Below are 25,427 nucleotides of genomic sequence, written 5' to 3' on the forward strand. Positions count from 1 at the left end.
GTCAGGGGTGTGCACGGGGCTGCCGGAGGCGTCGTCGCCACCGGGATGCGCAGGATCGTGCCGCAGGGGCAGCCCAGCTCCGGGTGGGGCCACTGGCTCCGGCGGCCGCAGGCGGTGCACGGCACGCAGATCCACTCGTCGTCCCAGGCCCGGTGGGCCGCCACGGCAGGCTCGGCGGCCGGATCCAGCCGCGGGGCGGTCGGCGCGCCGCACGCGCACGGGTACGACGGCGCGGTGTAGACGTGCTCGCGCCGACAGGCCGGGCAGCGCACCGGCACGCTCTCGGGCATGGCCCACCCCCAGGCGTCACGTCGGAACAGTCGCGTCGGGACAGCGGCCCCCATCGTCCTCCTTCCCACGCCGCTTGTCCGGCGCTTGCCCTGTCTCCGCCTCTCTTGACGACAGTTGGTGCGCGCTTCTACATTGATTCCAGATAGTAGAAGTTGGATTCCGCAATGCGGAAGTTTGAACAATCTGGAGACTGTGCTCACCGCGGGGCGCGACGGGAGTACGCATCCGAGAAGCCGAAGCAGGAGTACTCGATGGCTCGTATGACCGCTGCCCGCGCGGCAGTTGAGATCCTCAAGCGCGAGGGCGTCACCGACGCCTTCGGTGTGCCGGGCGCGGCGATCAACCCCTTCTACAAGGCGCTCAAGGAGGGTGGCGGCATCAACCACACCCTCGCCCGCCACGTCGAGGGCGCCTCGCACATGGCCGAGGGGTACACCCGCACCAGGCCGGGCAACATCGGCGTCTGCATCGGCACCTCCGGCCCGGCCGGCACCGACATGATCACCGGCCTGTACTCGGCCATCGGCGACTCCGTCCCGATCCTGTGCATCACGGGCCAGGCGCCCACCCACGTGATCCACAAGGAGGACTTCCAGGCCGTCGACATCGCCTCGATCGCCAAGCCGGTCACCAAAATGGCGGTCACCGTCCTGGAGGCCGCGCAGGTCCCGGGCGTCTTCCAGCAGGCCTTCCACCTGATGCGCTCCGGCCGTCCCGGCCCGGTCCTGATCGACCTGCCGATCGACGTCCAGCTGACCGAGATCGAGTTCGACCCGGAGACGTACGAGCCGCTGCCCGTCTACAAGCCGGCCGCGACCCGCGCCCAGATCGAGAAGGCGATCTCCTTCCTGCTGGCCGCCGAGCGCCCGGTCATCGTCGCCGGCGGCGGCATCATCGGCGCCGACGCCGCCGACCTGCTGGTGGAATTCGCCGAGTTGACGCAGACCCCGGTCATCCCCACGCTGATGGGCTGGGGCGCCCTGTCCGACGACCACGAGCTGAACGCCGGCATGGTCGGCGTCCAGACCTCGCACCGGTACGGCAACGCCAACTTCCTGGAGTCGGACTTCGTCCTCGGCATCGGCAACCGCTGGGCCAACCGCCACACCGGCTACAAGCTCGACGTCTACCGCGGCGACCGCAAGTTCGTCCACGTCGACATCGAGCCCACCCAGATCGGCAAGATCTTCCCGCCGGACTACGGCGTGGTCTCCGACGCAAAGGTCGCGCTGGAGCTCTTCATCGAGGTCGCCAAGGAGCTGAAGGCCGCCGGCAAGCTGCCCGACCGTGCCGACTGGGTGGCCTCCACCCAGGAGCGCAAGGCCACCCTCCTGCGCCGTACCCACTTCGACAACGTGCCCATGAAGCCGCAGCGGGTGTACGAGGAGATGAACAAGGCCTTCGGCCCGGACACCCGGTACGTCACCACCATCGGCCTGTCCCAGATCGCCGGCGCGCAGATGCTGCACGTCTACAAGCCGCGGCACTGGATCAACTGCGGCCAGGCCGGCCCGCTCGGCTGGACCATCCCGGCCGCGATCGGCGTCGCCAAGGCAGACCCGGACAGCCCGGTGGTCGCCCTGTCCGGCGACTACGACTTCCAGTTCCTGATCGAGGAGCTGGCGGTCGCCGCCCAGCACAGGATCCCGTACGTCCACGTCCTGGTGAACAACGCCTACCTCGGCCTGATCCGTCAGGCGCAGATCGGCCTGGACATCAACTTCCAGGTCAACCTGGAGTTTGAGAACATCAACACGCCTGAGATCGGCGTCTACGGCGTCGACCACGTGAAGGTCGCCGAGGGCCTGGGCTGCAAGGCGATCCGGGTCACCGAGCCGGACCAGCTGGGCGCAGCGTTCGAGCAGGCGAAGAAGCTGGCCGCGGAGTACCGGGTGCCGGTCGTCGTCGAGGCGATCCTGGAGCGGATCACCAACATCTCGATGAGCCGCACCATGGACATCAGCGACATCTCCGAGTTCGAGGACCTGGCCACCGAGCCGGGTCACGCGCCGACGTCGATCAAGCCGCTGAAGGTCTGATCCCGTCCCGCACACCAAGGGCGGCCCGTCCATCAGGACGGGCCGCCCTTTCGCGTCCCCCGTGTGATCCTCTGTTCCGTCCCCCGTCGTGCTCCCCCGTGGTCGGGGCCCGCCGCCCCCGTGCCGGCGGGCCCCCTGTGCTCCTAATCTGCCCCACGGCGGGGGCGGTTGAAGCCTGAGCCGCAGGGTTCAGAGGTTGATTTGAGGGTGGCGTAGCCCGCCTACGACCGCTGTCGTACACCAGCCGCTACAGCTCGTGCTCCGACAGCCCCGGCCAGTCGTCGGGCCCGCCGCCCTGCCACTCGATGAGGTCGCTCTCCTCCACCTCGATCCGGTCCAGGTCGGCCAGCCGGAGAATCTCCACGACGTCGTCCAGGTGCGAGGCGATGCCCAGGGTCACGTCCCCCTCGGTCACCCGCCGGGACCCGTCCAGGGCCGGGGAGTGGACCACGATGTGCGGATACTGCGTCGGATTGCCCATGCCCTCAGCGTCCTGCGGATACCGCGGCCCCGCACGCCGGGCCCGGGCCGCGCCCGACAGCACGAAGCGCTCCCCCCGGCCGGCGGGGGGAGCGCTTCGTGTCCGTATGGTGACCGTCCGACGGCGCGAGGCTGGGCGCGACAGGTCGTTCGCGCCGCCGGACGGAGCGGGTGGCCCCTGGAAGGGGCTGGGTGGGACCGTGGCGGCGTGCGACGGAGCCGGGGTCCCTTCCCTCTGGTCGAGAAGGGGACCCGGTCCTTCACCACCGCACTGGCTCGCACGCCGCCACGGTCCTCGCCCTGCCCGCGCCCACCGCCGTACGGCCACCCCTCATCCGGGCCGTCCGGCGTGCCGCGCGGGCCGCGTGCGAGATCCTGACCTCCCGTCAGATCCCGTACGCTGCTTGCGGGTTGTCGGCCTCAGTCCTCGCGCAGGGCGCGGACCGCCTCCTCCACGCGCTTGCCGTACCCGGGGTCGGCGGCGTGGAAGTGGGCCAGGTTCTTCTCGATCACGTCGTCGCGGGACACCTGCGACAGGCCGCCGGCGATGTTCGCGATCAGGCGGGACTTCTCCTCCGCGGACATCAGGCGGTACAGCTCGCCCGCCTGGTAGAAGTCGTCGTCCTTGGTGTGGAGCGGTGCGGTGTGGTTGCCCGTGTGGCCCGACACCGCCAGGGGCGCCGAAAGCGGGCGGCCGGTCTCCACCGGGCCGTCGTAGGAGTTCGGCTCGTAGTTCTTGGCGCCGCGGCCCTGGCCGTTGACCGCCATGAAGCCGTCGCGGCCGTAGTTCCGGGCGCCGCCCGGAACCGCCTTGGGGGCGTTCACGGCGAGCAGGGTGTGGTTGACGCCGAGGCGGTAGCGGTGCGCGTCCGCGTAGGCGAACAGGCGCCCCTGGAGCATCTTGTCGGGGGAGGGGCCGATGCCCGGAACGAAGTTGTTCGGGGAGAACGCGGCCTGCTCGACCTCGGCGAAGACGTTGTCCGGGTTGCGGTCCAGCACCAGGCGGCCCACCCGCTGCAGCGGGTAGTCCTTGTGCGGCCACACCTTGGTCAGGTCGAACGGGTTGAAGCGGTAGTCCGCCGCCTCGGCCGCCGGCATGAGCTGGACGTACAGGGTCCAGGACGGGTGCACCCCGCGCTCGATGGCCTGCAGCAGGTCCGTCTGGTGGGAGTTCGGGTCCTTGCCCGCGAGCTCCGCGGCCTGCTCGCCGCTCAGGGAGCGGATGCCCTGGTTGGTCTTGAAGTGGTACTTGACGAAGAAGGCCTCGCCCTCGGCGTTCGTCCACTGGTAGGTGTGCGAGCCGTAGCCGTTCATGTGCCGGTACGACGCCGGGATGCCGCGGTCGCCCATGAGCCAGGTCACCTGGTGCGTGGCCTCGGGGGCGTGCGCCCAGAAGTCCCAGACGCTGTCCGGCTCCTGGCGGCCCGTGAAGGGGTCGCGCTTCTGCGAGTGGATGAAGTCGGGGAACTTGATCGGGTCCTTGATGAAGAACACCGGGGTGTTGTTGCCGACGAGGTCGTAGTTGCCCTCCTCGGTGTAGAACTTCACCGCGAAGCCGCGCGGGTCACGGACGGCGTCGGCGCCGCCGAGGGAGTCGGCGACCGTCGAGAAGCGCACGAACACCTCGGTGCGCTTGCCGATCGTGCTCAGGAAGTCGGCGTGGGTGAAGCCGGTGACGTCGTCGGTCACCTCGAAGTGGCCGTAAGCGCCGGAGCCACGGGCGTGCACCACGCGCTCCGGGATGCGCTCGCGGTTGAAGCGCGCGAGCTTCTCCAGGAGCTGCTGGTCCTGGAGCAGGAGCGGGCCGCCTACGCCGGCCGAGGCGGAATTCTGGTTGTCTGCGACCGGGGCGCCGGACTCCGTGGTGAGAGTTCGCGCCGTGAGCACGCGCTTCGACATCGTGGACCTTCCGTGCGGTGGCAGCGGAAATCTGATTCCGCTTTGTGGAGCCTAGAAGTCTCTGGGGAGCCTAAAATGGGGTGATCTGAACGTCAACAGTTTGTTGAAGTCGATCTGGGGGTGATTCCGGGCGGCGCCGGCGCCTGGGCGCGACAGGACAGGTGTCAGCGACGGCGCCACCCGGAAGTCTGTGGGGCTCGGCTCAGACCTGGGCGCCGGAGAGGCGCTCCACGGCCCGCAGCAGGGCCGAGTGGTCCAGGCCGCCGTCGCCCTGGGTGCGCAGCGAGGCGACCAGCTGGGCGACCACGGCACCGACCGGCAGGGCGGCGCCGACGTTGCGGGCGGCGTCGGTGACGATGCCCATGTCCTTGTGGTGCAGGTCGATCCGGAAGCCCGGCTTGAAGTCACGGTTCAGGAAGTTGTCCTTCTTCCGCGTCAGCACGGTGGAGCCGGCGAGGCCGCCGTTGAGGACGTCCAGCGCGGCCGCGAGGTCCACGCCCGACTTCTCCAGGAAGACCACGGCCTCGGCGCACGCCTGGATGTTCACGGCGACGATCAGCTGGTTGGCCGCCTTCACGGTCTGGCCGGAGCCGTGCGGGCCGCACAGCACGATGGTCTTGCCCAGCGCCTCGAAGATCGGCTCGGCCTGGTCGAAGTCGGCCTTCTCGCCGCCGACCATGATCGACAGCACGGCCTCGATGGCGCCGGCCTCGCCGCCGGACACCGGGGCGTCCAGCACCCGGATGCCCTTGTCCTTGGCGGCGGCGGCCAGGTCGACCGAGGTCTGCGGGGTGATCGAGGACATGTCGATCAGCAGGGCGCCCTGCCGGGCGTTCTCCAGGATGCCGTCGGGGCCGTAGGCGATCGCCTCGACCTGCGGGGACGCGGGCACCATCGTGATGACCACGTCGGCGCTGCGCACGGCCTCGGCGATCGAGGAGGCGGCGGTGCCGCCGGCGGCGGCCAGGCGGTCCAGCTTGTCCTGCTCGAGCGTGAAGCCCGTGATGTCGTAACCCGCCTTGATCAGGTTCTCGGACATGGGGGAGCCCATGATGCCGAGGCCGATCCAGGCGATCTTGGGAAGACTGCTGCTCATGATTGGGGGTGCCTCTCTCAACTGCCTTGCAAAGTCAGGGGGTTCAGCGCGCGGCGCGCGCTTCGCGCGGGAGCCAGCCGAAAGCCTCGGCGCCCGGGCGGTCGCCGGCCTTGTACTCCAGGCCGACCCAGCCGTCGTAACCGGCCTTCTTCAGCTGGTCGAGCAGCTCCTCCAGTGGGAGCGAACCCGTCCCGGGGGCGCCGCGGCCGGGGTTGTCCGCGATCTGCACATGGCCGGTCTTCGCCGCGTACTGCTCGATGACCGAAGGCAGGTCCTCGCCGTTCATGGACAGGTGGTACAGGTCCATCAGGAACCTCGCGTTCCCGAGCCCCGTCGCCTCGTTGACCTTGTCCACGATCTCGATCGCCTTGGGCGCGCTCACGATCGGGCACTTCGGCGACTCGGGCTGGTTGAGGGCCTCGATCAGGACGGTCCCGCCGACCCGGCCGACGGCACGGGCCGCGAGGATCAGGTTCTCCAGGGCGAGCGCGTCCTGCTCGGCCGGGTCCACGCCGTCGACGCGGTTGCCGTACAGGGCGTTGAACGTCGTGCAGCCCAGGGACTGGGCGAAGGCGATGGCCACGTCGATGTTGGCGCGGAACCTCTCCGACTCCTCGCCCGGGATCGACAGGGCGCCGCGGTCCGGGCCCGGCAGCTGCCCGGCGTAGAAGTTCAGGCCTGTGAGCTGGACGCCCGCGTCCTCGATCGCCGTCTTCAGGGCGTCGAGCTCGGACTGCTCGGGGGTGGGGGAGTCGACCCAGGGCCACCACAGCTCGACCGCCGTGAAGCCCGCCGCGGCGGCGGCCGCGGGACGCTCCAGGAGCGGGAGTTCCGTGAAGAGGATCGACAGGTTGACGTTGAAGCGCTGGTCTGCGAATCCCACGGGGACGGCGCTCCCTTCCCTGTAATTCCGTATAGCGGAAGTTCGTTTCTGCTGTATGGAAAGATTGCCTGTGGGGGTGGAGGACTGTCAAGAGAGCCCACGAAAAAGTGCCCCCGCGCGATCGCGCGGGGGCACCTGTGAAGGCCTGGTCAGAGGGCGTCGACGCCGCTCACCTTCCAGCCGTCGGAGGTGCGGGTGAGCGTCATCCGCACCCGGTTAAGATCCAGCCGGGGCTCGGGGACCTGGGTGCTCTCGGTCACCTGGTTGACGAAGAGCAGCACGACGGCCCTGTCCGGTGCCGCCGACACGACGGAGACCGCGGGGGCGCCTCCGTCGGAGGGCGTGGCCACGCTCGCCTTCACCACCCCGTGGTACTTCGTCGCGGTCGGCGCGACCACCGTCTTCGTGGTCCTGCCGTACTCGTCGCGGAAGTGCCCGGCCAGCAGGGCACGGGCCCGGGTGAAGTCGCGGTCCAGGTGCCGGTAGTCGTACGACAGCACGACCGGCGCCGCCTTCCGTGCGGCCGCGAGGGCCTCCCCACGGGCCTGCTCCGCCTGCCGCCCCTCCTGGTACCGCCAGCCGAGGAAGGCGGTCGCGACCAGAGCGGCCACGAGCACGGCACCCAGTACCGCGATGAGCCCGCGCCGCCCGGTCCTGCGCGGGGGCCCGCTCTCCTCCGGCCCGCTCTCCTCCGGCCTGCTCTCCACCGGCTCGTTCTCGGACAGGTCGGACTGCTCGGACGACTCGAACGCCTCAGGCTCCGGCGGGTCCTCCCAGCCGTCCGCCGGGGGCTCGACGAGCAGCGTGCGCCCGGGGGAAGCCTCCGCCTGGCGGGCAGCCCGCTCCGGGCGCTCCGGCCGCCCGGCGCGCTTGGCCGCCGCGCGGGCGGCCGCGGTCAGGGTCCGGCGGGCCGGGGAGCCGCTGCCGCGGGTTCGGGAGGTCGGGTTCGCCATGGTGTCTCTCCTCACTGATGGCCTCACCGGCGGGTCAGCCCACGAACGTGACGTCGGAGGTCAGCCACCGGCCGCCGACCCGCGCGAGGTCGAGCTGGAGCCGGTAGGTGCGCGCCTGGCCCTCGGGCGCGGCGGCGTTGGTCACCTTGCTGTCGGCCACGACCAGCACCCGGGCCGAGCGCTTGTCGGACCGCACGATGCCCGCTTCCAGGACCTGCCCCTCGGACACCGACCTGTTCTGCGCGACGAGCTTCGTCAACTGGGCGGTCTGCGCGGCGAACTGCTTCTTGAAGTCGCCGGTGGCGCCCTTCAGCACGTTGCGGCTGTCCCGGTCGTAGTGCCGGTAGTCGAGCGACGTGAAGTTCAGCGCCGACTGGCGGGCCGCCGCCAGGATCTCCTGACGGCGCTGTTCCGCCCCGCGCTGGTCGGCCAGCTTCAGGCCCAGCCAGACGGACAGCACCGTCGTCAGCACGGTCGCCGCGACAAGGCCCGCCGACAGCAGCCTCAAGCGTCCCCCCGTCATGCCATCGGTCCCACGAGCAGCCATTGCCACGACTCCTTTCCGAAGACGGTCTGTTCGCCGCCCGTCGAGCCGATCTCGACGGGCGTTCCGTCCGGGCCGGTCAGGTCACCGGTCTCCGGGTCGTACGGGGCCACGAACGCGGCCTGGTTCGCGCTGTCCGCACCGGTCCTCTCGCCGGGGGCGTTCTGCGCGCCGCGCACCGAGGTCGCGCTGCCGCGCGGCGCGGTGCAGCGGGCCTCGGTGTTCGCCGGGCGCGGACTCGTGTCGGCGGGCTCGCGCCGCGGGGTGCCGTAGCCCCGGGTGCATGCGGGCGGGTCGTCGGCGTTCACGGTCAGCCCGAAGTGGGTGGTGCCGTCGCCGGGGACGACCGTGTAGCTGCCCGCCACGGTGAGCGGGAGCGTGACCAGGGCCTGCTCCACGCCGGGCAGCCGGGCCACGGTGATCTGGCCGCCGCTGATGAGGTTGGCCAGCAGGACCGGCACCTGCGGCCGGGTGGACTTCAGCAGGGAGTCGAGCTCCTGCGTGGCGGGCACCGTATTGCCGATCAGCCGGCGCAGATCACCGTCGCTCGACTTCAACTGCCCGGTGAGCGTGGCCAGATCACGCGAGAACGACTTGATGGCCGAGCCCTGGTCCGCCTGTGTCTTCAGCACCTTCCGTGAGTCCTCGATCAGCGAGACCGTCTGCGGGAGCGATGCGGACGCCGACTCCACCAGGGAGTTGCCGGAGTCGACCAGACGGCTCAGGTTCGGCCCGGTACCGGCGAACGCCTTGCCCAGCTCGTCGACGGTGACCCGGAGATCGTCCTTGCCGACCGAGTTGACCAGCCGGTCGAGGCTCAGGACCAGGTCGGTGACCGGCAGCGGGGTCCGGGTACGGCTGCGCGGGATCGGGCTGCCGTCCATGAGGTACGGCCCGCCCGCCCCGCGCGGCTGGAGGTCGACGTACTGCTCGCCCACCGCCGAACGGTCGCCGATCACCGCGAGCGTGTCGGCCGGGATCCTCGGGGCACCGTCCTCGATCTTCAACGCCACCGACACCCCGGACCCGGTCAGCCGCAGGTCGCCCACGCGGCCCACCGGCACCCCGCGGTAGGTGACCTCCGCGCCGGGGAACACGCCCCCGGACTCGGCGAAGTCGGCGCGCACGGTGTAGCCGCGGCGCAGCACGTCGTCCACCAGCCCCGTGTACCGGGCGCCGACGTACGACACTCCGAGGGCGGTGACGGTCGCGAAGGCGAGCAACTGGGCCCTGACCGTACGTGTGATCACGGCAGTATCCCCTTCAGCATCAGCTCGGCCAGGCCGAGGTCCACCCCGGGAGGCAGGCGACGCGAGCCGTCCCCGGTGTCGTAGGCCGCGGTGCACACCGGCGGACACAGCACGGTGCTGTCGTCGGAGGGCTTCGAGGGCACGGCGGGTACGGAGGGCGCGGACGGGGTGGACGGGAGGGACGGAGTGGCCGGCAGGGACGGCAGGGGGGCGGGCGTGGGGACGCCCGGAAGACGCGGGGTACCTGGCGTCGGGGTGCTCCTGCCCTTGCCGGGCTTGCCGTCGAGGTTGCCGTAGATGCCTGCCAGGTCGAGGTCGGCGGTGATCTTCAGATTGACGTAGTCGCCCTGGACCGCGTCCGTGGCGTTGCGCGGGAACGGATACGTGGTCAGCAGCTCGAGCGAGTCGGGCAGGTCGTCGCCCGCCTTGTTCAGCTCCTGCAGGATGGGCCGCAGACTCCTCAGGTTGGCGACGGTGTCGTCGTGGGAGGCGTTCACCACCTTGGTGCCGGTCGTGCCGAGCTTGGACAGGGCGGTGAGCATCTTCGTCAGGTCGCGGCGCTGGTCGGCGAGGGCCTTCAGGGCCGGCGGCATGGTGTCGACGGCGAGCGCGATCGTCTTCTTCTCCTTCTTCAGCCGCTTGGCGAGCCGGTCGACGCCCTTGAGGGCGCGCACGATCTCGTCCCGCTGGTCGTCGAGGCCGCCGAGGAACGTGTCGAGCTGCTTCAGCAGCGACCTGACCCGGTCCTCACGGCCGTTCAGGGCCTTGTTCAGCTCTACGGTGATCGTCTTCAGCTGGGCCACCCCACCGCCGTTGAGCAGCGCGGACAGGGCCGACAGCACCTCCTCGACCTCCGCGTTGCGGCCGCTGCGGGAGAGCGGGATGCGGTCGCCGTCGCGGAGCCGTCCGACGGGCGGCGTGCCGGCCGGCGCGGACAGGGCCACGTACTTCTCGCCGAGCATGCTGGTCTGTCTCAGGTCGGCGACCGCGTTGCCGGGCAGCTTCACCGAGTCGGCGATCCTGAGCCGCACGCGCGCGTGCCAGCCGTCCAGCTCCACCTTCTCGACCGTGCCCACGGTGACGTCGTTCACCTTCACCGCCGACTGCGGCACCAGGTCCAGTACGTCCCGGAACTCGACGGTGACGTGGTAGGCGTGGCCGTCCGAGGCGGCGCCGCCGGGGAGGGGGACGTCGTACCAGCCGTTGAACTCGCAGCCGGTCAGCAGCAGTGAGCCGACCGCCGTCCAGGCGGCAACCCGCCCCAAGCGCAGCACACTCATGCCCGGGCCCCCAGGATTCCGCCGAGGGTCTTGTCGACCGAGCCCGTCACCGCCGGGGCCGACGGCACCTCGGGCAGGGAGCCGAAGAGCTTCTTCAGGTCCGTGCAGTCGGGGTTCTTGCCGCCCTCGTCCCCGGTCGTCCTCAGGATCGAGCAGAGCAGCGAGGCCGGGTCCTGGGAGGTCTGTGCGTTGTTGCGGGTGTCGAGGGTGCCGGCCGCGGGGTTGTAGGCGTTCTGCAGGTTCGACAGGCCGGTGGGCGCGACGGTCAACAGCTCCTCCAGTGCGGCCCGTTGGGTGACGAGCACCTTGGTGACCTTGGCCAGGCCCCGTACGTCCGAGGTCAGCGCCTTCTTGTTGCCCTTGACGAAGCCGGACACGTCACCGAGGGCGGCGGCCAGGTACTTCAGCGCGGCCGCGAGATCCTTGCGCTCCCCGGCCAGCTGCCCGGCCACGTCGGCGAGGTCGGCGTCGAAGGACCGCACCCCGGTGTCGTCCGCCGCCAGCGCGGCCGTGAACACCTGCAGGTTCCGCACGGTCCCGAACAGGTCGCCACGCCCGTCGGACAGCGTGGTGACGGCCTGGGAGAGGTCCCCGACCGTCCGGTTGAGGTTCTCGCCCTGCCCCCGGAGGTTGTCGGCGCTCACCCCGAGCAGCCGGGACAGCGAACCCTTCTTGTTGGCGCCGTCCGGGCCGAGCGCCACCGCGGTGGTGTGCAGGCTGTCGAAGATCCGGTCCAGCTCGACGGGGACGGCCGTACGGGACTCGGGGATGACGTCGCCGTCCCGCAGCTCGGGTCCCTTCCGGTACACGGGCAGCAGCTGCACATAACGGTCGCTGACCACCGAGGAGTTGATGATCGCGGCCTGCGCGTTCGCGGGCACCCTGCGGCCCCGGTCGTACTCCAGCTCCACCCGCACCCGGCCGCCCTCCGGCGTGATCTTCCTGACCTCGCCGATGCGGACACCGAGGACGCGGACGTCCGAGCCGGGGTAGATGCCGACGGTGCGCGGGAAGTACGCCGTGACCCGGACGGGGTCGGGGCCGGGCCACAGGACGACGGCGAGGCCCGCGACGACCGCGAGCGCGGTGAACAGGGCGAGGAGTCTGCGGGTCATCGGGTGCCTCCCGTCCGTGGCGTGACCGGGGCGGCGACCAGGTTCTGGACGTAGGAGTCGAACCAGCGGCCGTTGCCGAGGGTGTTGGTGAAGAGCCGCACGTACGGCGCGAGGAGCTTGACGCTGCGGTCGAGGCTCGCCTGGTTGCGGTCGAGCATGGTCACGAAGGTGTCGAGGTTCTTCAGGGCCGGCCCGATCTGCCTGCCGTTGTCGTCGACCAGGCCGGAGAGCTGGATGCCCAGCAGCGCGGAACTCTTGAGCAGCCGGTGAATGGCCGCGCGCCGCCTGCCGATCTCCTTGAACAGTGCGTCGCCGTCCTTCACCAGTGCGGAGAAGTCCTTCGTGTGGCCGGCCAGCACCTTGGTGACCCCGTTCGCGTGGTCGAGGAGCCCGCGCAGCGCCTTGTCACGGGAGGCGACGGTCCGGGAGATCCGCGACAGTCCCTTGATCGACGCCCGCACCTCCGCGGGAGAGTCCTGGAACGTGACGGAGATGGTGTCCAGCGCCTTCGCGAGCCGGTCCGTGTCGACCTCCTCGGTGGTGGTCGTGAGGTCGCTGAAGGCCTGGACGACGTCGTACGCCGACACCGTCCGCCCGATCGGGATCTCGCTGCCCGGCGTCAACTGCCCGGGCCCCTTGGGGGAGAGGGCCAGGTACTTCGCGCCGAGGATCGTCCTGACCCGGATCGACGCGCCCGTGTCGGTGCCGAACGCCGGGTGTCCCTTCACCTTGAAGGTGACCTTGACGTGGTCGCCGTCCAGGCCGACGTCCTCCACCTTGCCGACCTTGACCCCGGCGATCCGTACCTCGTCGCCCGGCTTGAGCCCGCCCGCCTCCGAGAAGGCCGCGCTGTACGTGTCGCCGCCGCCGATCAGCGGCAGGCTGTCGGCGTTGAAGGCGGCGACGGTGAGCAGCGCGAGGACGGTGAGGCCGACGGCGCCCACGACGACTGGATTGCGCTCGCGGAAGGGCTTCAGCCGAGGGCGCCTCAACCGGATCCTGGGCAGCCTCGGCGGCAGGACGCGCACCTTCACCAGGGGCTGGGGGCGGGTCCTGCGCTTGGGCAGCCGGGGGAGGAGCCTCGGCAGCTTCGGTGGCAGGACGCGCACCTTCACCAGGGGCTGGGGGCGGGTCCTGCGCTTGGGCAGCCGGGGGAGGAGCCTCGGCAGCTTCGGTGGCAGGACCCGTACCTTCACCAGGGGCTCCGGGCGACGCTGCCGTGGGACGCGCTTGCTCATCCGCCGCACCTCGCCTGTGCCACGTGCAGCTCCGGGCTGATCACCTGCTTCGTCTTCGGCAGCACGATCCGGCCGTCGAAGTCGCAGAGGTAGAAGTTGAACCACGAGCCGTAGGACGCCGTCCCGGTCAGCTTGTTGAGCTTGTTCGGCAGCCGTTTCAGGACGCCCTCCACGGTGGTCTGGTTGTCGTTCAGCGTTCCGGTGAGATCGCCGAGGCCGGCGATGTCGTCCTTCAGCGGCGGACGCGCGTCCTTCAGCAGCCCCGCCGTGACGTCCGTGAGATCGCCGATGCTCACCAGGGACTCCCCGATGGGCTTGCGGTCGGCGGACAGGCCCGAGACCACCCGGCGCAGCTGCGTGAGCAGCCCGGAGAAGCGGGAGCCGCGCTTGTCGAGCGTCCCCAGGACGGTGTTGAGGTTGTCGATCACCGAGCCGATCAGCCGGTCGCGGTCGGCGAGGGTCGTGGTGAGCGAGGCCGTGTGCGCGAGCAGGCTGTTCACCGTGCCGCCCTCGCCCTGGAGGGTCTGGACGATCTCGGTGGCGAGCTGGTTGACGTCGTTCGGGCTGAGCGCCGCGAACAGCGGCTTGAAGCCGTTCAGCAGGGCGTTGAGGTCCAGCGCCGGCTGGGTCCGGGACAGCGGGATGGTGCCTCCGGGCCGCAGCCGGCTGCTGACGTCGCCGGTGCCCTCGGTCAGTGCGATGTACCGCTGCCCGACGAGGTTGCGGTAGCGGACGACCGCGTGGGTGCCGGCGAGCAACGGCCGGTCGGCGGTGACGGTGAACGTGACCTCGGCCAGGGTCCGGTCCTCGATCCGGATGCCCTCGACCTCCCCGACCCGCACTCCGGCCACCCGGATGTCGTCGCCGGTCTCCAGCCCGGTGACGTCGGAGAACACCGCGTGGTAGGTGTCCTTCGGGGTGAAGGAGATGTTGACGATGGTGGCGGCGAGCAACGCCGTCGCCGCGCTGGTGACCAGCGCGAACAGGCTGAATTTGATCAGTGGGCCGGCGGTCTGCCGGGCTCCTGCCCTGCTCATGCGACACTCACCGCCGTTCCGCGCGCGAGCGGCCCGAACAGCAGGGTCGCCACGGGCGGCACCTGGTCCGCGGGGACGCCCATGACGGGGGCCACGAGCGAGCCGACGGCCCGCTGCTCGGCCGCGGTGGCGGACACGTTGACACCTCCGGGGAGTGGGCCGCCCGAACTCCGGGCGGACGTACCGTCGTCGAGACGGGGCTTCGGCCCGGGCACCTGCGGGTGCGGCAGGCCACGGCAGTCCGGGCCGGAGTGCTCGCCGTACACCGGCTCCTCACCGGGCCGGTACGCCCCCTGCGGCCGTACGACCTCGAGGGTGATCCGCATCTCCCCGCCCCGGAACGCGTCCTCCGATGCCTTCTCCTGCCGGACCAAACCCTGGAACAGGCACGGGTACTCGGGGGAGTAGCGGGCGAAGAGTTCCAGCGTGGGGCGGGAGACCCGGCCCAGGGTGATCAGCCGGTCGCCGTTCTCGGCGAGGAAGTCGTCGGCCGTGCCCGCCACGGCGGCGGTCGAGCGGAGTCCTGCTGCCAGCTGGTCCTGCTTCGCCACGATCGTCCGGCTGGTGGTGACCGTGTTGCGCAGGATCCGCATCAGGTCGGGCGCGGCGTCGCCGTACACCTCGGCGACGTCCGCGAACCGCGAGATGTCCTCCTTGAGGGAGGGCAGGTGCGGGTTGAGGCGGCGCAGATAGCCCTCGACCCGGGTGAGGTTGTCACCGATCCGGTCGCCGCGGCCCTCCAGCGCGGTGGCGAACGCCGAGAGGGTGGCGTTGAGTTCACCCGGCCGGACGGTCCGCAGCAGCGGCAGCAGGTCGTTCATCAGCTGCTGCACCTCGATGCCCACCCTCGTACGGTCCTGGGTGATGACGTCCCCGGCGCGGATGGGCCGAGCCGAGGAGCGAGGGGGAGCCACGAGGTCGACGTACTTCTCGCCGAACAGCGTCTTGGGCAGCAGCCGCGCGTGCACGTCGACGGGGATGTACGTGGCGTACTGCGGCTTGAGCGCGATGTCGAGCGTCGCCTTCGTGCCGTCGGCGTGCACCTCGCGCACCTCCCCGACCAGCACCCCGCGCAGCTTGACGTCGGCGCGCGGATCGAGCTGGTTGCCGAGGCTGTCGGCCTCCAGGGTGATCGGTACGACGGACGTGAACGCCTGCCGGTAGACGGCCACCGCGAGCGACAGCAGCGACGCGAGTACGGCGATGAACGCGATGCCGTACAGCCTGAGTCTCAGCGCTCTCACCGGCCTCACCCCGAGATCCGTACGGTCGTGTTGGCGCCCCAGATCGCGAGGCTCAGGAAGAAGTCCAGGACGTTGATGGCGACGATGGACGTACGCACCGCCCGGCCCACCGCGACGCCGACGCCCGCCGGGCCGCCGCTCGCGTGGTAGCCGTAGTAGCAGTGCACGAGGATGATCAGCACCGCGAAGACGATCACCTTGCCGAAGGACCACAGGACGTCCACCGGCGGCAGGTACTGCTGGAAGTAGTGGTCGTAGGTGCCGGTCGACTGCCCGTAGTAGCCGGTGGTGATGGTGCGGGCGGCGAGATACGAGGACAGCAGCCCGATCACGTACAGCGGGATCACCGCGACGAAGCCGGCGATCATGCGGGTCGTCACCAGGAACGGCACCGACGGGACGCCCATCACCTCCAGCGCGTCGGTCTCCTCGCTGATCCGCATCGCACCGAGCTGCGCGGTGAACCCGGCGCCGACCGTCGCGGACAGGGCGAGTCCGGCCACCAGCGGGGCGATCTCCCGGGTGTTGAAGTACGCCGACAGGAACGCCACGAAGTTGGAGGTCCCGAGCTGGTTCAGGGCCGCGTAGCCCTGGAGGCCGACCTCGGTACCGGTGAAGAAGGACAGGAAGGCGATCACGCCGACCGTGCCGCCGACGACGGCGAGCGCACCGCGCCCGAAGCTGACCTCGGCGAGCAGCCGCAGGATCTCCTTCTTGTAGCGGCGCAGGGTGCGGCCGGTCCACGCGAGCGAGCGGCCGTAGAAGGACAGTTGGGTGCCGAGCTCTTCGAGGGAGCGCAAGGGGCGCTCGAGGACTTTTCGCGGTCTCATCGGCTAACCCCTCTGCGGGACGACCTGGAAGTACACGGCGGTCATCACGAAGTTGGTCACGAACAGCAACATGAAGGTGATCACCACGGACTGGTTGACGGCATCGCCGACGCCCTTCGGCCCGCCCTTCGCCGTCAGTCCCTTGTACGAGGCGACGATCGCCGCGATGGCCCCGAACACCAGAGCCTTGATCTCGGCCGCCCACAGGTCGGACAGCTGGGCGAGGGTGGTGAAGGACGCCAGGTAGGCGCCGGGTGTGCCGTGCTGGAGGATGACGTTGAAGAAATAGCCGCCCGCGACGCCGACGACCGAGACGAGGCCGTTGAGGAGCACGGCCACGACCATCGACGCGAGCACACGCGGCACGACGAGCCGGTGGATCGGGTCGATGCCGAGCACCTGCATGGCGTCGATCTCGTCCCGGATCTTGCGCGCCCCCAGGTCCGCGCAGATCGCCGTACCGCCCGCGCCCGCGATCAGCAGCGCGGTGACGATCGGCGAGGCCTCGCGCAGCACCGCGAGCACGGACGCGGCACCGGAGAACGACTGCGCGCCCAGCTGCCTGGTCAGGCTGCCGATCTGCAGCGCGATGACCGCCCCGAAGGGGATCGAGACCAGAGCCGTCGGCAGGATCGTCACGCTCGCCACGAACCACGCCTGCTGGATGAACTCCCGTGCCTGGAAAGGTCGTCGGGGCAGAGCGCGGACGACGTCCAGCGCCATCGCGAACAGGTTGCCGGAGTGCCTGAGCGCACCCGTCGGGGAGAGGCTCATCCGCCCGTCACCCCCGTCCCGTGCAGCTCGGCCTCCCGTCTCGCGATCGCCTCCCAGCGGGGCGGGCGGGTGATGCCCGGGCTCGGCAGCAGGCGGGGGGTCGGGTCCTCGGCCGAGCCGCCCTCGTCGATCTGGGCCAGCTCCTGCTCGACCAGGGCCGCGTCCTTCTCCTCCGCCATGCCGATCGGCCCCTGCATCCGGCCGTTCAGGAACTGCCGTACGACCGGCTCGTCACTGGCCAGCAGCCGCTCGCGGGGTCCGAACATCACCAGCTCGCGCCGGAACAGCAGCCCGATGTTGTCGGGCACCTGCCGGGCGGAGGCGATGTCGTGGGTGACGATCAGGAAGGTCGCGTCGATCTGTGCGTTGAGGTCGACGATGAGCTGGTTGAGATACGCCACGCGCACCGGGTCCAGGCCCGAGTCCGGCTCGTCGAACAGGATGATCTCCGGGTCGAGGACCAGGGCGCGGGCGAGCCCGGCCCGCTTGCGCATACCGCCGGAGATCTCGCCGGGCAGCTTTCCCTCGGCGCCGAGCAGCCCGACCATCTCCATCTTCTCGAGGACGATGCGCTTGATCTCGCTCTCGGACTTGCGGGTGTGCTCGCGCAGCGGGAAGGCGATGTTGTCGTACAGGTCCATCGAGCCGAACAGTGCGCCGTCCTGGAACAGCACACCGAACAGCTTCCGCACCTCGTACAGGTCGCGTTCGCGCAGGCGGGTGACGTCCCGGCCCGCGACCTTCACCGAGCCCCGCTCCGGCTTCAGCAGCCCGACGAGCGTCTTGAGGAACACCGACTTGCCCGTCCCCGAGGGGCCGAGCAGTACCGAGACCTCCCCGGCGGGCAGCGTCAGCGAGACGTCCTCCCAGATGACCTGGTGACCGAAGGACTTGGTCAGCCCTTCCACACAGATCTCGACACCCATCCGGTTCCACCCTTCGCCCGTGGAGCAGCTGCGACATCTGCTCTACGGGGCGGGGCGGGGCGTCCGTCGCGGCGACCGGGAAGTTTTTTTTCGGACGCGTTTACGGCGTGCTACGGCAGCTTGACCTGCTGCGGCAGCGTGGCGCGCGCCGGCAGCTTCACGGAAGGCACGCTCGGCGTGGGAACGGGGAGGGAAACGGAGGGGAGGGACGGCGCCGTGGGGAGCGGCGGCACCGACGGCACCGCGGACTCCGTCGGCAGCTCCGGAAGCGAAGGTGAGGAGACCTCCGGCAGGGGCGGCACGGCGAGCGGTACGGCGGGTCCGCCGGAGGGCGGTCGGGTCGTTGCCCGAGTCGGGGCCGCCGACGGCCTGTGCGTCCTGGGAGCGCGCGCCTGCCCGGTGCTGTCGGTGCTGTCGCTGCTGTCGGCCACCCGCGCCCCGCTGGACACGGCCGGCCGCGGCACGGGACCGCCGCCGTCTCCGCCCGCGTGGAGCGCGTACGGCAGCACGAATCCCGCGACCGCCAGGGTCGCCGCCGTCGAGGTGACCGCGACCGCCTGGGCCTTGCCGCCCCCGCGCAGCCGCCCGCGCCCGACCAGGAACAGGGCGAGCCCGAGCGTGCCGGCCAGCGAGGCGCGCAGCGTCCGCCGGGCGCGGGCGAGCAGCGACTCGACGGTCCGGTAGCTGAGGCCCATCCGCACCGCGACCTGGCTCACGTCGAGGTCCTCGGACTTCAGTCGCAGCGCCTCCGCCTGCCGGGCGGGCAGCTCCCCGCTGCGCACGGCGAGCCACTTCGCCTCGGCCCGGTCGCACACCACCTCCTCGACCGGCACCGGCCCCGGCGCGACGAGCGTGGGTCGGCTGCCCACCTCGGCCTCGCGGTTGACCTGCCGGTACCGGTCGACGCACAACCGCATGGTCACCGTCGTCAGCCAGGCGCCGAGCCGCTCGTCGTCGAGGTCCGGGCGCTCCGCAGCGCGCAGCATCGCCTCGTGCACGGCGTCCTCGGCGTCCTCAAGGCTCATCGAGCGGCGCCGGGCCACCTTGAGCAACTGCTCACGATGGCTCCACATGTGCTGCCAGCGCTCGTCGGCGGCCGCTGTGTCCGCAGGCATTTCCGTCGCCATGAGGGCCCCTTCGCGCTCACCCGCCGGTCCGGTGCTCCCGGCGGGTGGCGACATTACCGCCGGGTATCCGCGGTTGTGGAGGGGTCGACGCCCATCGTGTTCCAGCTGTTGCCAGAGGTCAGCGGCCCGGCATCGGGCAGCACGCCGCCGGGCAGGGTGAGGGTCGGCTCGGGGACGGGGACCTGCGGCGTCCCGGGTTCCTCGGGGGCGGCGGTAGTGGGAGACGGGGCGGGGGAGGGCGAGGCGGGTGGTGCCGACGGCGTGCGCGAAGGGCCCGGGCGGCCCGGCCTCCGGTCGTCCGACGGCTTCGGCGAGGGTTTCGGGGCCTTCGGGCGGGACGGCTTCGGCCGGTCCCCGGACTCGGCGGGCGCGTCCGGCACCACCCGGTGTCCCGTCAGGTAGTACGCGTACCAGGCCCTGACCGTGCGCAGATAGGCGTCCGAGTGGTTGTAGCCGAGGATCGCCCGGTCCAGGTCGGCGGGGTTCGACAGGTCCCGGCCGGCCGCGCACAGGTAGCGGCCGGCGGCGAGAGCGGCGTCGTAGACGTTGTCCGGGTCCGCGCGCCCGTCGCCGTTGCCGTCCGCGCCCCAGCGGGCCCAGGTCGACGGGATGAACTGCATCGGGCCGACCGCGCGGTCGTACACCGCGTCCCCGTCGTAGGCGCCGCCGTCGGTGTCCGCCACGACGGCGAAGGCGCCGCCGGTCAGCCGGGGACCGAGGATGGGCGTCACGGTCGTACCGTCCGGGGTCACCCGGCCGCCCCGTGCCTGTCCGGACTCCACCTGGCCGATCGCGGCCAGCAGCTGCCAGCGCAGCCGGCAGCCGGGCGCGGTGCGCGCCAGCTCCTCCTCGGCACGCCGGTACGCGGCGAACACCGTCGCGGGCAGGGCGCCGCCCGTCACGACTTGGGCCGAGGCCCGCCCAGGGGTGCGCAGCGGGGGCAGACCGGTGCGGTAGGGCGCGTCACCGGACACGCTCGGTCCCTGCTCGGCGGCGGGTGCCGTCTGCCGCGCGGGCTCCGTGGCCTGCGCCGGGGCCGCCCCCGGCGCCTGCGACGCGGTCAGCGCGGCCATCGCCGCCGCCGTGATCGCCGAACCCCTGGCACCCCGCAACGCTCCTTTGAGCTCACGCGCTGTCATTGTCCCGTCCCCTCCCTGCATGGACCCGTCGTCCGCTCTACGCGGCCGGACGGCCGGTCCGTCGCACGGAGTGGGAAGGAGTGGGAGGAGTGGGAGCCGGGGGGGGGCAACTGGAGGACTCGGAGGGACTGCCGGAAGAACGATGCCGCGCGCTAGGTTGAGCCCGTGCGATTGAGAGTGGAGTTCACGACCGAGCCCTTCGACCTGGACGAGGCGCCCGCGCATGCGCTGGCGGCCCGCGAGGTGATCGAGGCCGCGGAGCTGGACGCGGTGGACGTCGGTCCGTTCGGCAACACGGCGGAGGGCGGCGCCGGCGCGGTGCTGGCCGCCGTGGACGCGCTGCTGCGCAGGTCCCTGGAAGCCGGTGCCACCCGGATCTCGCTGCAGGTCAACGTGATCGGAGCGGGGGAATGACCGGCACCGGCGACGAGCCCTTCATCACGGCTGTGAAACCGCTGGTCGACGCCATGGGCGGGGAGATGATCCCGCCCGACGAGGCCGGCCCCGAGGACGTCGTCCTCGCCTGGGAGGGCGTCGACGTCGTCGCCGTACGCCTGCCCCAGCTCGCGGACTCCCTCGACCACATCCTGGCCGCCATGGAGCGCCGGGAGGGCCGCCCGCTGGCCGACCTGGACCGCAAGGCGAAACAGGAGGTCGTCCGGATACTGGAGGCACGCGGCGCCTTCGCCGTGCGGCACGGCGTGGAAACCGTGGCCGGCGCGCTCGGGGTGAGCCGCTTCACCGTCTACAACTACCTCAACCGGGAGAAGGGTGCCTGAGCCGGCGCCACGGGATCCGTAGCGTTGCGGCCGAATTTTCAACAAAGTGTTGACGTCGTGTTTCGGAGGGCGTTAGCTGTTCGCAGCCCGTTCAGCACGAAGGCCGAATCCGGCCACGGAGGCTCCCGTGACTTCGACTTCCACGCCCCCGGGCCTGGCCCGGTTCAACGACCTGGAGGAGCGCGAGGCCCTCGCCGCCCTCCACGAGGCGTGCGCCTCCACCGAGTGGGCCCGGCGACTGCTCGCCGTCCGCCCCTACGCCACCCCCGAGGCGCTCTACGCCGCCAGTGACGCCGCCATGGCCGAGCTCGGCACCGCGGACCTGGCGGAGGCGATGGCCGGGCATCCGCCGATCGGGCGTCCCAGGCCCGGGGACCCGACCTCCGCACGGGAGCAGGCCGGCATGGCCGGCGCCGCCGAGGAACTCAAGGCCGAGATGCTCGAACTCAACCTCGCCTACCAGGAGAAGTTCGGCCATGTGTTCCTGATCTGCGCCACCGGCCGGACCGGCGAGCAGATGCGCGACGCGGTCAAGGAGCGGATCGGGAACTCGCCGGAGCAGGAGAGGGAGATCGTCCGCACCGAGCTGGGCAAGATCAACCGCATCCGACTGGCCCGACTCGTCGAAGAGGACGCCTGACACCATGAGCACCAGCACCACCGCCTCCGTGTCCACCCACATCCTGGACACCTCGATCGGCCGCCCCGCCGAGGGCGTCGCCGTCCAGCTCGCCGCCCGTAGTGGCCGGGACGCGAACTGGCAGGCACTCGGCGGCAGCGCGACCGACGCCGACGGCCGGTGCAAGGACCTGCCGGCACTGCCGGAGGGCACCACCCACGTACGGCTCGACTTCGCCGTCGAACCGTATTTCGAGAAAAAGCAAGCCGATGCGCAGCAGGACGCCCCCGCGAATCGGGACAGCGGTGCCGTGTTCTTCCCCGAGGTGGCGATCACCTTCGCCGTGAAGCCCGGGGAGCACTACCACGTACCGCTGCTGCTCAACCCGTTCGGCTACTCCGTTTACCGAGGGAGCTAGCAGAAATGCCCACGATCCTGGGACAGAACCAGTACGGCAAGGCCGAGAACCGAGTCGTAAAGATCACGCGGGACGGCGCCACCCACCACATCAAGGACCTCAACGTCTCCGTCGCGCTGAGCGGCGACATGGAAGAGGTCCACTACTCCGGCTCCAACGCCAACGTACTGCCGACCGACACCACCAAGAACACGGTGTACGCGAAGGCCAAGGAACACGGCATCGAGTCCGCCGAGCAGTTCGGCATCCACCTCGCCCGCCACTTCGTCACCACGCAGGAACCGATCCACCGCGCCCGGATCCGGATCGAGGAGTACGCCTGGGAGCGGATCGAGACCTCCGACGCCAACTCCAAGTTCATCGGCGCGGACGAGGTCAAGCACTCCTTCGTCCGCAAGGGCCAGGAGACCCGCGTCACCCAGGTCACCTACGACGGCGAGAAGTGGGAGGTCGTCTCCGGCCTGAAGGACCTGGTCGTGATGAACTCGACGAACTCGGAGTTCTGGGGTTACGTCAAGGACAAGTACACCACCCTGCAGGAGGCGTACGACCGCATCCTGGCGACCCAGGTCTCCGGTCGCTGGCGGTTCAACTGGACCGACGACGAGCAGAAGATGCCCAACTGGGAGAAGTCCTACGAGCAGGTCAAGAAGCACATGCTCCAGGCCTTCGCCGAGACCTACTCCCTCTCCCTGCAGCAGACGCTGTACCAGATGGGCGCGCGCATCATCAACAACCGCAGCGAGATCGACGAGGTCCGCTTCTCGCTCCCGAACAAGCACCACTTCCTGGTCGATCTGGAGCCCTTCGGGCTCAAGAACGACAACGAGGTCTACTTCGCCGCCGACCGGCCCTACGGCCTGATCGAGGCGACGATTCTCCGGGACGGCTGTGAGCCGCAGATCCCGGTGGACCTCACCAACCTCTGACGCGGGACGCGTGTCCCCGGACCCGCCCACCGGGCCGGGGGCACGCCACACCGGAGGGAACACCATGGCACAGCCTGCGAAGGGGTCGGCCCACATCCCTTGTTCCACCCCGCCGGCGCACACCGAGGAGCTGCCCGAGGCGGGCCCGGCCGACAGCTCCACCATCATCCCGGTCGCCGTGGCGCTCGGCGCCGGCATCATCACGCCGGCCGCACCGGCCTTCTGCGCCGGCTTCCCGGCCTGGGCGCGGACCGTGCTCGACTCCGGCATCAGCGCCGGCGCGCTCGCCGCGGTCCTGCCCAATTTGTTCTTCCACCATCTCGGCACCCGGAGCGGCGGCCCCGCTCCGGCACTCAAATCCTCCTAGGGTCCTGCCGTGCCCTCCCCGTGGACACTCCCCCTCCACGGACCGCCACTGAAAGACAAGGAAGCACGATGGCATCATCGGCAGCCCAGCGTATTGTCATCGAGAACTGCGCGATCGCGACCGTGGACGCGGGCGACACCGAGTACGCCTCCGGACACCTCGTCCTCGCCGGCAACCGCATCGAGGCAGTCGGCGCGGGCCAGGCCCCCGAAGGCCTTGAGAACGTAGTGCGCCGGATCGACGCGAGCGGCCATCTGGCCACGCCCGGTCTGGTCAACACCCACCACCACTTCTACCAGTGGATCAGCCGGGGCCTGGCCACCGACCACAACCTGTTCAACTGGCTCGTCGCGCTCTACCCCACCTGGGCGCGCATCGACGAGCAGATGACGTACGCGGCCGCGCAGGGTTCCCTCGCCATGATGGCCCGCGGCGGTGTCACCACCGCCATGGACCACCACTACGTCTTCCCGCACGGCTCCGGCGACCTGTCCGGCTCGATCATCCGGGCCGCCGCCGAGATGGGCGTCCGCTTCACGCTGGCCCGCGGCTCGATGGACCGCAGCGAGAAGGACGGCGGCCTGCCGCCGGACTTCGCCGTGGAGACGCTGGAGGGCGCCCTCGCGGCGACCGAGGAGACGGTGAGGAAGCATCACGACGCCTCCTTCGACGCGATGACCCAGGTGGCCGTGGCCCCCTGCTCCCCGTTCTCGGTGTCGACCGAACTCCTCAAGCAGGGCGCCGAGTTGGCGCGCCGACTGGGCGTACGGCTGCACACCCACGGCTCGGAGACCATGGAGGAGGAGAAGTTCTGCCACGAGCTGTTCGGCATGGGTCCGACCGACTACTTCGAGTCCACCGGGTGGCTCGGCGAGGACGTGTGGATGGCGCACTGCGTCCACATGAACGACTCCGACATCGCCGCGTTCGCCCGGACCAAGACCGGTGTGGCCCACTGCCCGTCCTCCAACGCCCGCCTCGCGGCCGGCATCGCCCGCGTCCCCGACATGCTGAAGTCCGGCGTCCCGGTCGGCCTCGGCGTCGACGGCACCGCGTCCAACGAGTCCGGCGAACTCCACACCGAGCTGCGCAACGCCCTGCTGATCAACCGCCTCGGCGCCCACCGCGAGGCCGCGCTGAACGCCCGTCAGGCGTTGCGGCTCGGCACCTACGGCGGCGCGCAGGTCCTCGGCCGGGCCGACCAGATCGGCTCGCTGGAGCCGGGCAAGCTGGCCGACGTGGTGCTGTGGAGGATGGACACCCTCGCCCACGCCTCCATCGCCGACCCGGTGATCGCGCTGGTCTTCGGCGCGGCGGCCCCGGTCACCGCGTCCTTCGTCAACGGCGAGCAGATCGTGGAGAACGGCCGCCTGACCACCGTCGACGAGGACGCCATCGCCCGCACCACCCGCGAGGAGGCCCAGCGCCTCGCCCGGATCAGCGCCCAGGCCTGATCCCCACCCACACGCCGGTGGGCCGGCCCAGCCTACGCCCGGCCCACCGGACACTTCGGCGAAGCCGCGGGGTACGCCGAAACTCTGGCGACCGCAGCCGGCGGCCCGCCGGCAAACCTGGTGGTCGCCCCGTACGGGCGGCTCGCCGAAGAGCTCGGCAACCGGCCCCGCGGCCGGCTTGCCAGAAGCCCCGGCGCTCGACCTGCAAGGGCCGGCCGCCGGAGCACCGGGCAGGCCGGACCATGCGGCCGGTCTGTCGGAGGACTTGGCGGTCGCCCCGCGTGGGCGGTCGCCGGAGGTTTCGGCAGGTTGGCTGATGTGGCCGGTCTGTCGGAGGACTTGGCGGTCGCCTCTCGCGGGTGGCGCGCCAGGAGGCTTGGCGGTCGCCCCTCGCGGGTGACTCGTCAGGAGACTCGGCAGGTCGCCCCGTACGGGCGGTGTGCCGGAAGACGCGGCGGGCGCTCTGTGCGGGCGTTCGCCGGAGGTCTCGGCAGGTTGCCCCGTACGGGCGGTGTGCCGGAACGCTCCGGTCGGGAGGGACGGCTCCCGGCCGGGGTCCGTGGACCCGAGCGGGGTCCACGGCAGCCGTCTCCGGGGCGCGTGTGCACGCACGCGCCCCGGAACGGTCACCGCTCGGCCCGCTCAAGCAGCACCCCGTCCCGGTCCCGCACGACCACACGCACCACCTCCATGAAACCCACGTCGACCCACGTCGA

25 protein-coding genes and 1 pseudogene are annotated in these 25,427 nt (G+C 70.9%); 9 read left to right on the forward strand and 17 right to left on the reverse strand.

The annotated features are described in order from the left end of the window. The first annotated feature begins 9 nt into the window (after positions 1–9). Together ACWGJ5_RS25660 and gcl are read left to right on the forward strand one after the other, a co-directional pair. A complete protein-coding gene (locus ACWGJ5_RS25660) occupies positions 10–240 on the forward strand; it encodes a hypothetical protein (protein WP_453312013.1) in 231 nt (76 codons plus the stop codon). 302 nt (positions 241–542) lie between these two features. Then, on the forward strand, positions 543–2,330 hold the full coding sequence (gene gcl / locus ACWGJ5_RS25665) for a glyoxylate carboligase (RefSeq protein ID WP_453312014.1): 1,788 nt from the start codon (positions 543–545) through the stop codon (positions 2,328–2,330). Between the two features lie 247 nt (positions 2,331–2,577). Here gcl and ACWGJ5_RS25670 read toward each other — a convergent pair whose 3' ends face one another. From ACWGJ5_RS25670 to ACWGJ5_RS25750, 17 genes are all read right to left on the reverse strand, one after another. Further along, entirely contained in the window at positions 2,578–2,811 is a 234-nt protein-coding gene (locus tag ACWGJ5_RS25670) for a hypothetical protein (RefSeq protein ID WP_351612350.1), read from the reverse strand. Positions 2,812–3,230: 419 nt separating this feature from the next. Further along, the gene (locus ACWGJ5_RS25675) at positions 3,231–4,709 is read right to left on the reverse strand and encodes a catalase (protein WP_453312015.1); all 1,479 of its coding nucleotides are present in this window, start codon (positions 4,707–4,709) and stop codon (positions 3,231–3,233) included. A gap of 202 nt (positions 4,710–4,911) precedes the next feature. Next, entirely contained in the window at positions 4,912–5,805 is an 894-nt protein-coding gene (locus ACWGJ5_RS25680) for a 2-hydroxy-3-oxopropionate reductase (protein ID WP_453312016.1), read from the reverse strand. Between the two features lie 43 nt (positions 5,806–5,848). Then, the gene (locus ACWGJ5_RS25685; protein WP_453312017.1) at positions 5,849–6,688 is read right to left on the reverse strand and encodes a TIM barrel protein; all 840 of its coding nucleotides are present in this window, start codon (positions 6,686–6,688) and stop codon (positions 5,849–5,851) included. Between the two features lie 149 nt (positions 6,689–6,837). Beyond that, a complete protein-coding gene (locus tag ACWGJ5_RS25690) occupies positions 6,838–7,641 on the reverse strand; it encodes a hypothetical protein (RefSeq protein ID WP_453312018.1) in 804 nt (267 codons plus the stop codon). A gap of 34 nt (positions 7,642–7,675) precedes the next feature. Continuing rightward, entirely contained in the window at positions 7,676–8,164 is a 489-nt protein-coding gene (locus tag ACWGJ5_RS25695) for a hypothetical protein (RefSeq protein WP_453312019.1), read from the reverse strand. After that, a complete protein-coding gene (locus ACWGJ5_RS25700) occupies positions 8,161–9,435 on the reverse strand; it encodes an MCE family protein (RefSeq protein ID WP_453312020.1) in 1,275 nt (424 codons plus the stop codon). Before ACWGJ5_RS25700 ends, ACWGJ5_RS25695 begins: the two co-directional genes overlap by 4 nt. Beyond that, positions 9,432–10,715: an MCE family protein gene (locus ACWGJ5_RS25705; protein WP_453312021.1), complete on the reverse strand. Its 1,284-nt coding sequence runs from the start codon at positions 10,713–10,715 to the stop codon at positions 9,432–9,434. The genes ACWGJ5_RS25700 and ACWGJ5_RS25705 overlap by 4 nt, the downstream gene beginning before the upstream one ends. After that, positions 10,712–11,830, reverse strand: a complete 1,119-nt coding sequence (locus ACWGJ5_RS25710) for an MCE family protein (RefSeq protein ID WP_453312022.1) — start codon at positions 11,828–11,830, stop codon at positions 10,712–10,714. Before ACWGJ5_RS25710 ends, ACWGJ5_RS25705 begins: the two co-directional genes overlap by 4 nt. Further along, a complete protein-coding gene (locus tag ACWGJ5_RS25715) occupies positions 11,827–12,807 on the reverse strand; it encodes an MCE family protein (protein ID WP_453312067.1) in 981 nt (326 codons plus the stop codon). The genes ACWGJ5_RS25710 and ACWGJ5_RS25715 overlap by 4 nt, the downstream gene beginning before the upstream one ends. A 257-nt stretch (positions 12,808–13,064) precedes the next feature. Next, a complete protein-coding gene (locus ACWGJ5_RS25720) occupies positions 13,065–14,105 on the reverse strand; it encodes an MCE family protein (RefSeq protein WP_453312023.1) in 1,041 nt (346 codons plus the stop codon). Then, positions 14,102–15,349: an MCE family protein gene (locus tag ACWGJ5_RS25725; protein ID WP_453312024.1), complete on the reverse strand. Its 1,248-nt coding sequence runs from the start codon at positions 15,347–15,349 to the stop codon at positions 14,102–14,104. Before ACWGJ5_RS25725 ends, ACWGJ5_RS25720 begins: the two co-directional genes overlap by 4 nt. 5 nt (positions 15,350–15,354) lie before the next feature. Beyond that, the gene (locus ACWGJ5_RS25730; RefSeq protein ID WP_453312025.1) at positions 15,355–16,179 is read right to left on the reverse strand and encodes an MlaE family ABC transporter permease; all 825 of its coding nucleotides are present in this window, start codon (positions 16,177–16,179) and stop codon (positions 15,355–15,357) included. 3 nt (positions 16,180–16,182) lie between these two features. Continuing rightward, entirely contained in the window at positions 16,183–16,953 is a 771-nt protein-coding gene (locus tag ACWGJ5_RS25735; RefSeq protein WP_365719800.1) for an MlaE family ABC transporter permease, read from the reverse strand. Then, positions 16,950–17,879: an ABC transporter ATP-binding protein gene (locus ACWGJ5_RS25740; protein WP_453312026.1), complete on the reverse strand. Its 930-nt coding sequence runs from the start codon at positions 17,877–17,879 to the stop codon at positions 16,950–16,952. The genes ACWGJ5_RS25735 and ACWGJ5_RS25740 overlap by 4 nt, the downstream gene beginning before the upstream one ends. Positions 17,880–17,989: 110 nt before the next feature. Continuing rightward, positions 17,990–19,006: a sigma-70 family RNA polymerase sigma factor gene (locus tag ACWGJ5_RS25745; RefSeq protein WP_453312027.1), complete on the reverse strand. Its 1,017-nt coding sequence runs from the start codon at positions 19,004–19,006 to the stop codon at positions 17,990–17,992. A 53-nt stretch (positions 19,007–19,059) separates the two neighbouring features. Next, a complete protein-coding gene (locus ACWGJ5_RS25750; RefSeq protein WP_453312028.1) occupies positions 19,060–20,145 on the reverse strand; it encodes a lytic transglycosylase domain-containing protein in 1,086 nt (361 codons plus the stop codon). A gap of 165 nt (positions 20,146–20,310) precedes the next feature. Between ACWGJ5_RS25750 and ACWGJ5_RS25755 the strand changes: the two genes are divergently transcribed. The 7 genes and pseudogenes from ACWGJ5_RS25755 to ACWGJ5_RS25785 all read left to right on the forward strand — a co-directional run bounded on the left by ACWGJ5_RS25755 (position 20,311) and on the right by ACWGJ5_RS25785 (position 24,711). Next, a complete protein-coding gene (locus ACWGJ5_RS25755) occupies positions 20,311–20,559 on the forward strand; it encodes a hypothetical protein (protein ID WP_453312029.1) in 249 nt (82 codons plus the stop codon). Next, complete coding sequence (locus ACWGJ5_RS25760) at positions 20,556–20,924, forward strand: helix-turn-helix domain-containing protein (RefSeq protein ID WP_228616099.1); 369 nt, start codon at positions 20,556–20,558, stop codon at positions 20,922–20,924. Before ACWGJ5_RS25755 ends, ACWGJ5_RS25760 begins: the two co-directional genes overlap by 4 nt. A gap of 127 nt (positions 20,925–21,051) precedes the next feature. Continuing rightward, entirely contained in the window at positions 21,052–21,564 is a 513-nt protein-coding gene (gene uraD, locus ACWGJ5_RS25765; RefSeq protein WP_453312030.1) for a 2-oxo-4-hydroxy-4-carboxy-5-ureidoimidazoline decarboxylase, read from the forward strand. 4 nt (positions 21,565–21,568) lie between these two features. Beyond that, on the forward strand, positions 21,569–21,961 hold the full coding sequence (gene uraH, locus ACWGJ5_RS25770; protein ID WP_228616095.1) for a hydroxyisourate hydrolase: 393 nt from the start codon (positions 21,569–21,571) through the stop codon (positions 21,959–21,961). 5 nt (positions 21,962–21,966) lie between these two features. Next, complete coding sequence (gene pucL / locus ACWGJ5_RS25775) at positions 21,967–22,890, forward strand: factor-independent urate hydroxylase (protein WP_453312031.1); 924 nt, start codon at positions 21,967–21,969, stop codon at positions 22,888–22,890. A gap of 130 nt (positions 22,891–23,020) precedes the next feature. Beyond that, positions 23,021–23,257, forward strand: a pseudogene (locus ACWGJ5_RS25780) (purine permease); the annotation flags it as partial. 68 nt (positions 23,258–23,325) lie between these two features. After that, positions 23,326–24,711, forward strand: a complete 1,386-nt coding sequence (locus ACWGJ5_RS25785; RefSeq protein WP_453312032.1) for an 8-oxoguanine deaminase — start codon at positions 23,326–23,328, stop codon at positions 24,709–24,711. The last annotated feature ends 716 nt before the right edge of the window (positions 24,712–25,427 follow it).

The organism is Streptomyces sp. NPDC054783, from assembly GCF_053611725.1.

What these genes read in the sequence shown, in the direction of transcription:
- gcl (WP_453312014.1), top strand. Translation starts at nt 543, where the DNA reads ATGGCTCGTATGACCGCTGCCCGCGCGGCAGTTGAGATCCTCAAGCGC.
- ACWGJ5_RS25670 (WP_351612350.1), bottom strand. Translation starts at nt 2,811, where the DNA reads ATGGGCAATCCGACGCAGTATCCGCACATCGTGGTCCACTCCCCGGCC.
- ACWGJ5_RS25675 (WP_453312015.1), bottom strand. Translation starts at nt 4,709, where the DNA reads ATGTCGAAGCGCGTGCTCACGGCGCGAACTCTCACCACGGAGTCCGGC.
- ACWGJ5_RS25680 (WP_453312016.1), bottom strand. Translation starts at nt 5,805, where the DNA reads ATGAGCAGCAGTCTTCCCAAGATCGCCTGGATCGGCCTCGGCATCATG.
- ACWGJ5_RS25690 (WP_453312018.1), bottom strand. Translation starts at nt 7,641, where the DNA reads ATGGCGAACCCGACCTCCCGAACCCGCGGCAGCGGCTCCCCGGCCCGC.
- ACWGJ5_RS25695 (WP_453312019.1), bottom strand. Translation starts at nt 8,164, where the DNA reads ATGACGGGGGGACGCTTGAGGCTGCTGTCGGCGGGCCTTGTCGCGGCG.
- ACWGJ5_RS25705 (WP_453312021.1), bottom strand. Translation starts at nt 10,715, where the DNA reads ATGAGTGTGCTGCGCTTGGGGCGGGTTGCCGCCTGGACGGCGGTCGGC.
- ACWGJ5_RS25710 (WP_453312022.1), bottom strand. Translation starts at nt 11,830, where the DNA reads ATGACCCGCAGACTCCTCGCCCTGTTCACCGCGCTCGCGGTCGTCGCG.
- ACWGJ5_RS25720 (WP_453312023.1), bottom strand. Translation starts at nt 14,105, where the DNA reads ATGAGCAGGGCAGGAGCCCGGCAGACCGCCGGCCCACTGATCAAATTC.
- ACWGJ5_RS25730 (WP_453312025.1), bottom strand. Translation starts at nt 16,179, where the DNA reads ATGAGACCGCGAAAAGTCCTCGAGCGCCCCTTGCGCTCCCTCGAAGAG.
- ACWGJ5_RS25735 (WP_365719800.1), bottom strand. Translation starts at nt 16,953, where the DNA reads ATGAGCCTCTCCCCGACGGGTGCGCTCAGGCACTCCGGCAACCTGTTC.
- ACWGJ5_RS25740 (WP_453312026.1), bottom strand. Translation starts at nt 17,879, where the DNA reads ATGGGTGTCGAGATCTGTGTGGAAGGGCTGACCAAGTCCTTCGGTCAC.
- ACWGJ5_RS25745 (WP_453312027.1), bottom strand. Translation starts at nt 19,006, where the DNA reads ATGGCGACGGAAATGCCTGCGGACACAGCGGCCGCCGACGAGCGCTGG.
- ACWGJ5_RS25750 (WP_453312028.1), bottom strand. Translation starts at nt 20,145, where the DNA reads ATGACAGCGCGTGAGCTCAAAGGAGCGTTGCGGGGTGCCAGGGGTTCG.
- ACWGJ5_RS25760 (WP_228616099.1), top strand. Translation starts at nt 20,556, where the DNA reads ATGACCGGCACCGGCGACGAGCCCTTCATCACGGCTGTGAAACCGCTG.
- uraH (WP_228616095.1), top strand. Translation starts at nt 21,569, where the DNA reads ATGAGCACCAGCACCACCGCCTCCGTGTCCACCCACATCCTGGACACC.
- pucL (WP_453312031.1), top strand. Translation starts at nt 21,967, where the DNA reads ATGCCCACGATCCTGGGACAGAACCAGTACGGCAAGGCCGAGAACCGA.
- ACWGJ5_RS25785 (WP_453312032.1), top strand. Translation starts at nt 23,326, where the DNA reads ATGGCATCATCGGCAGCCCAGCGTATTGTCATCGAGAACTGCGCGATC.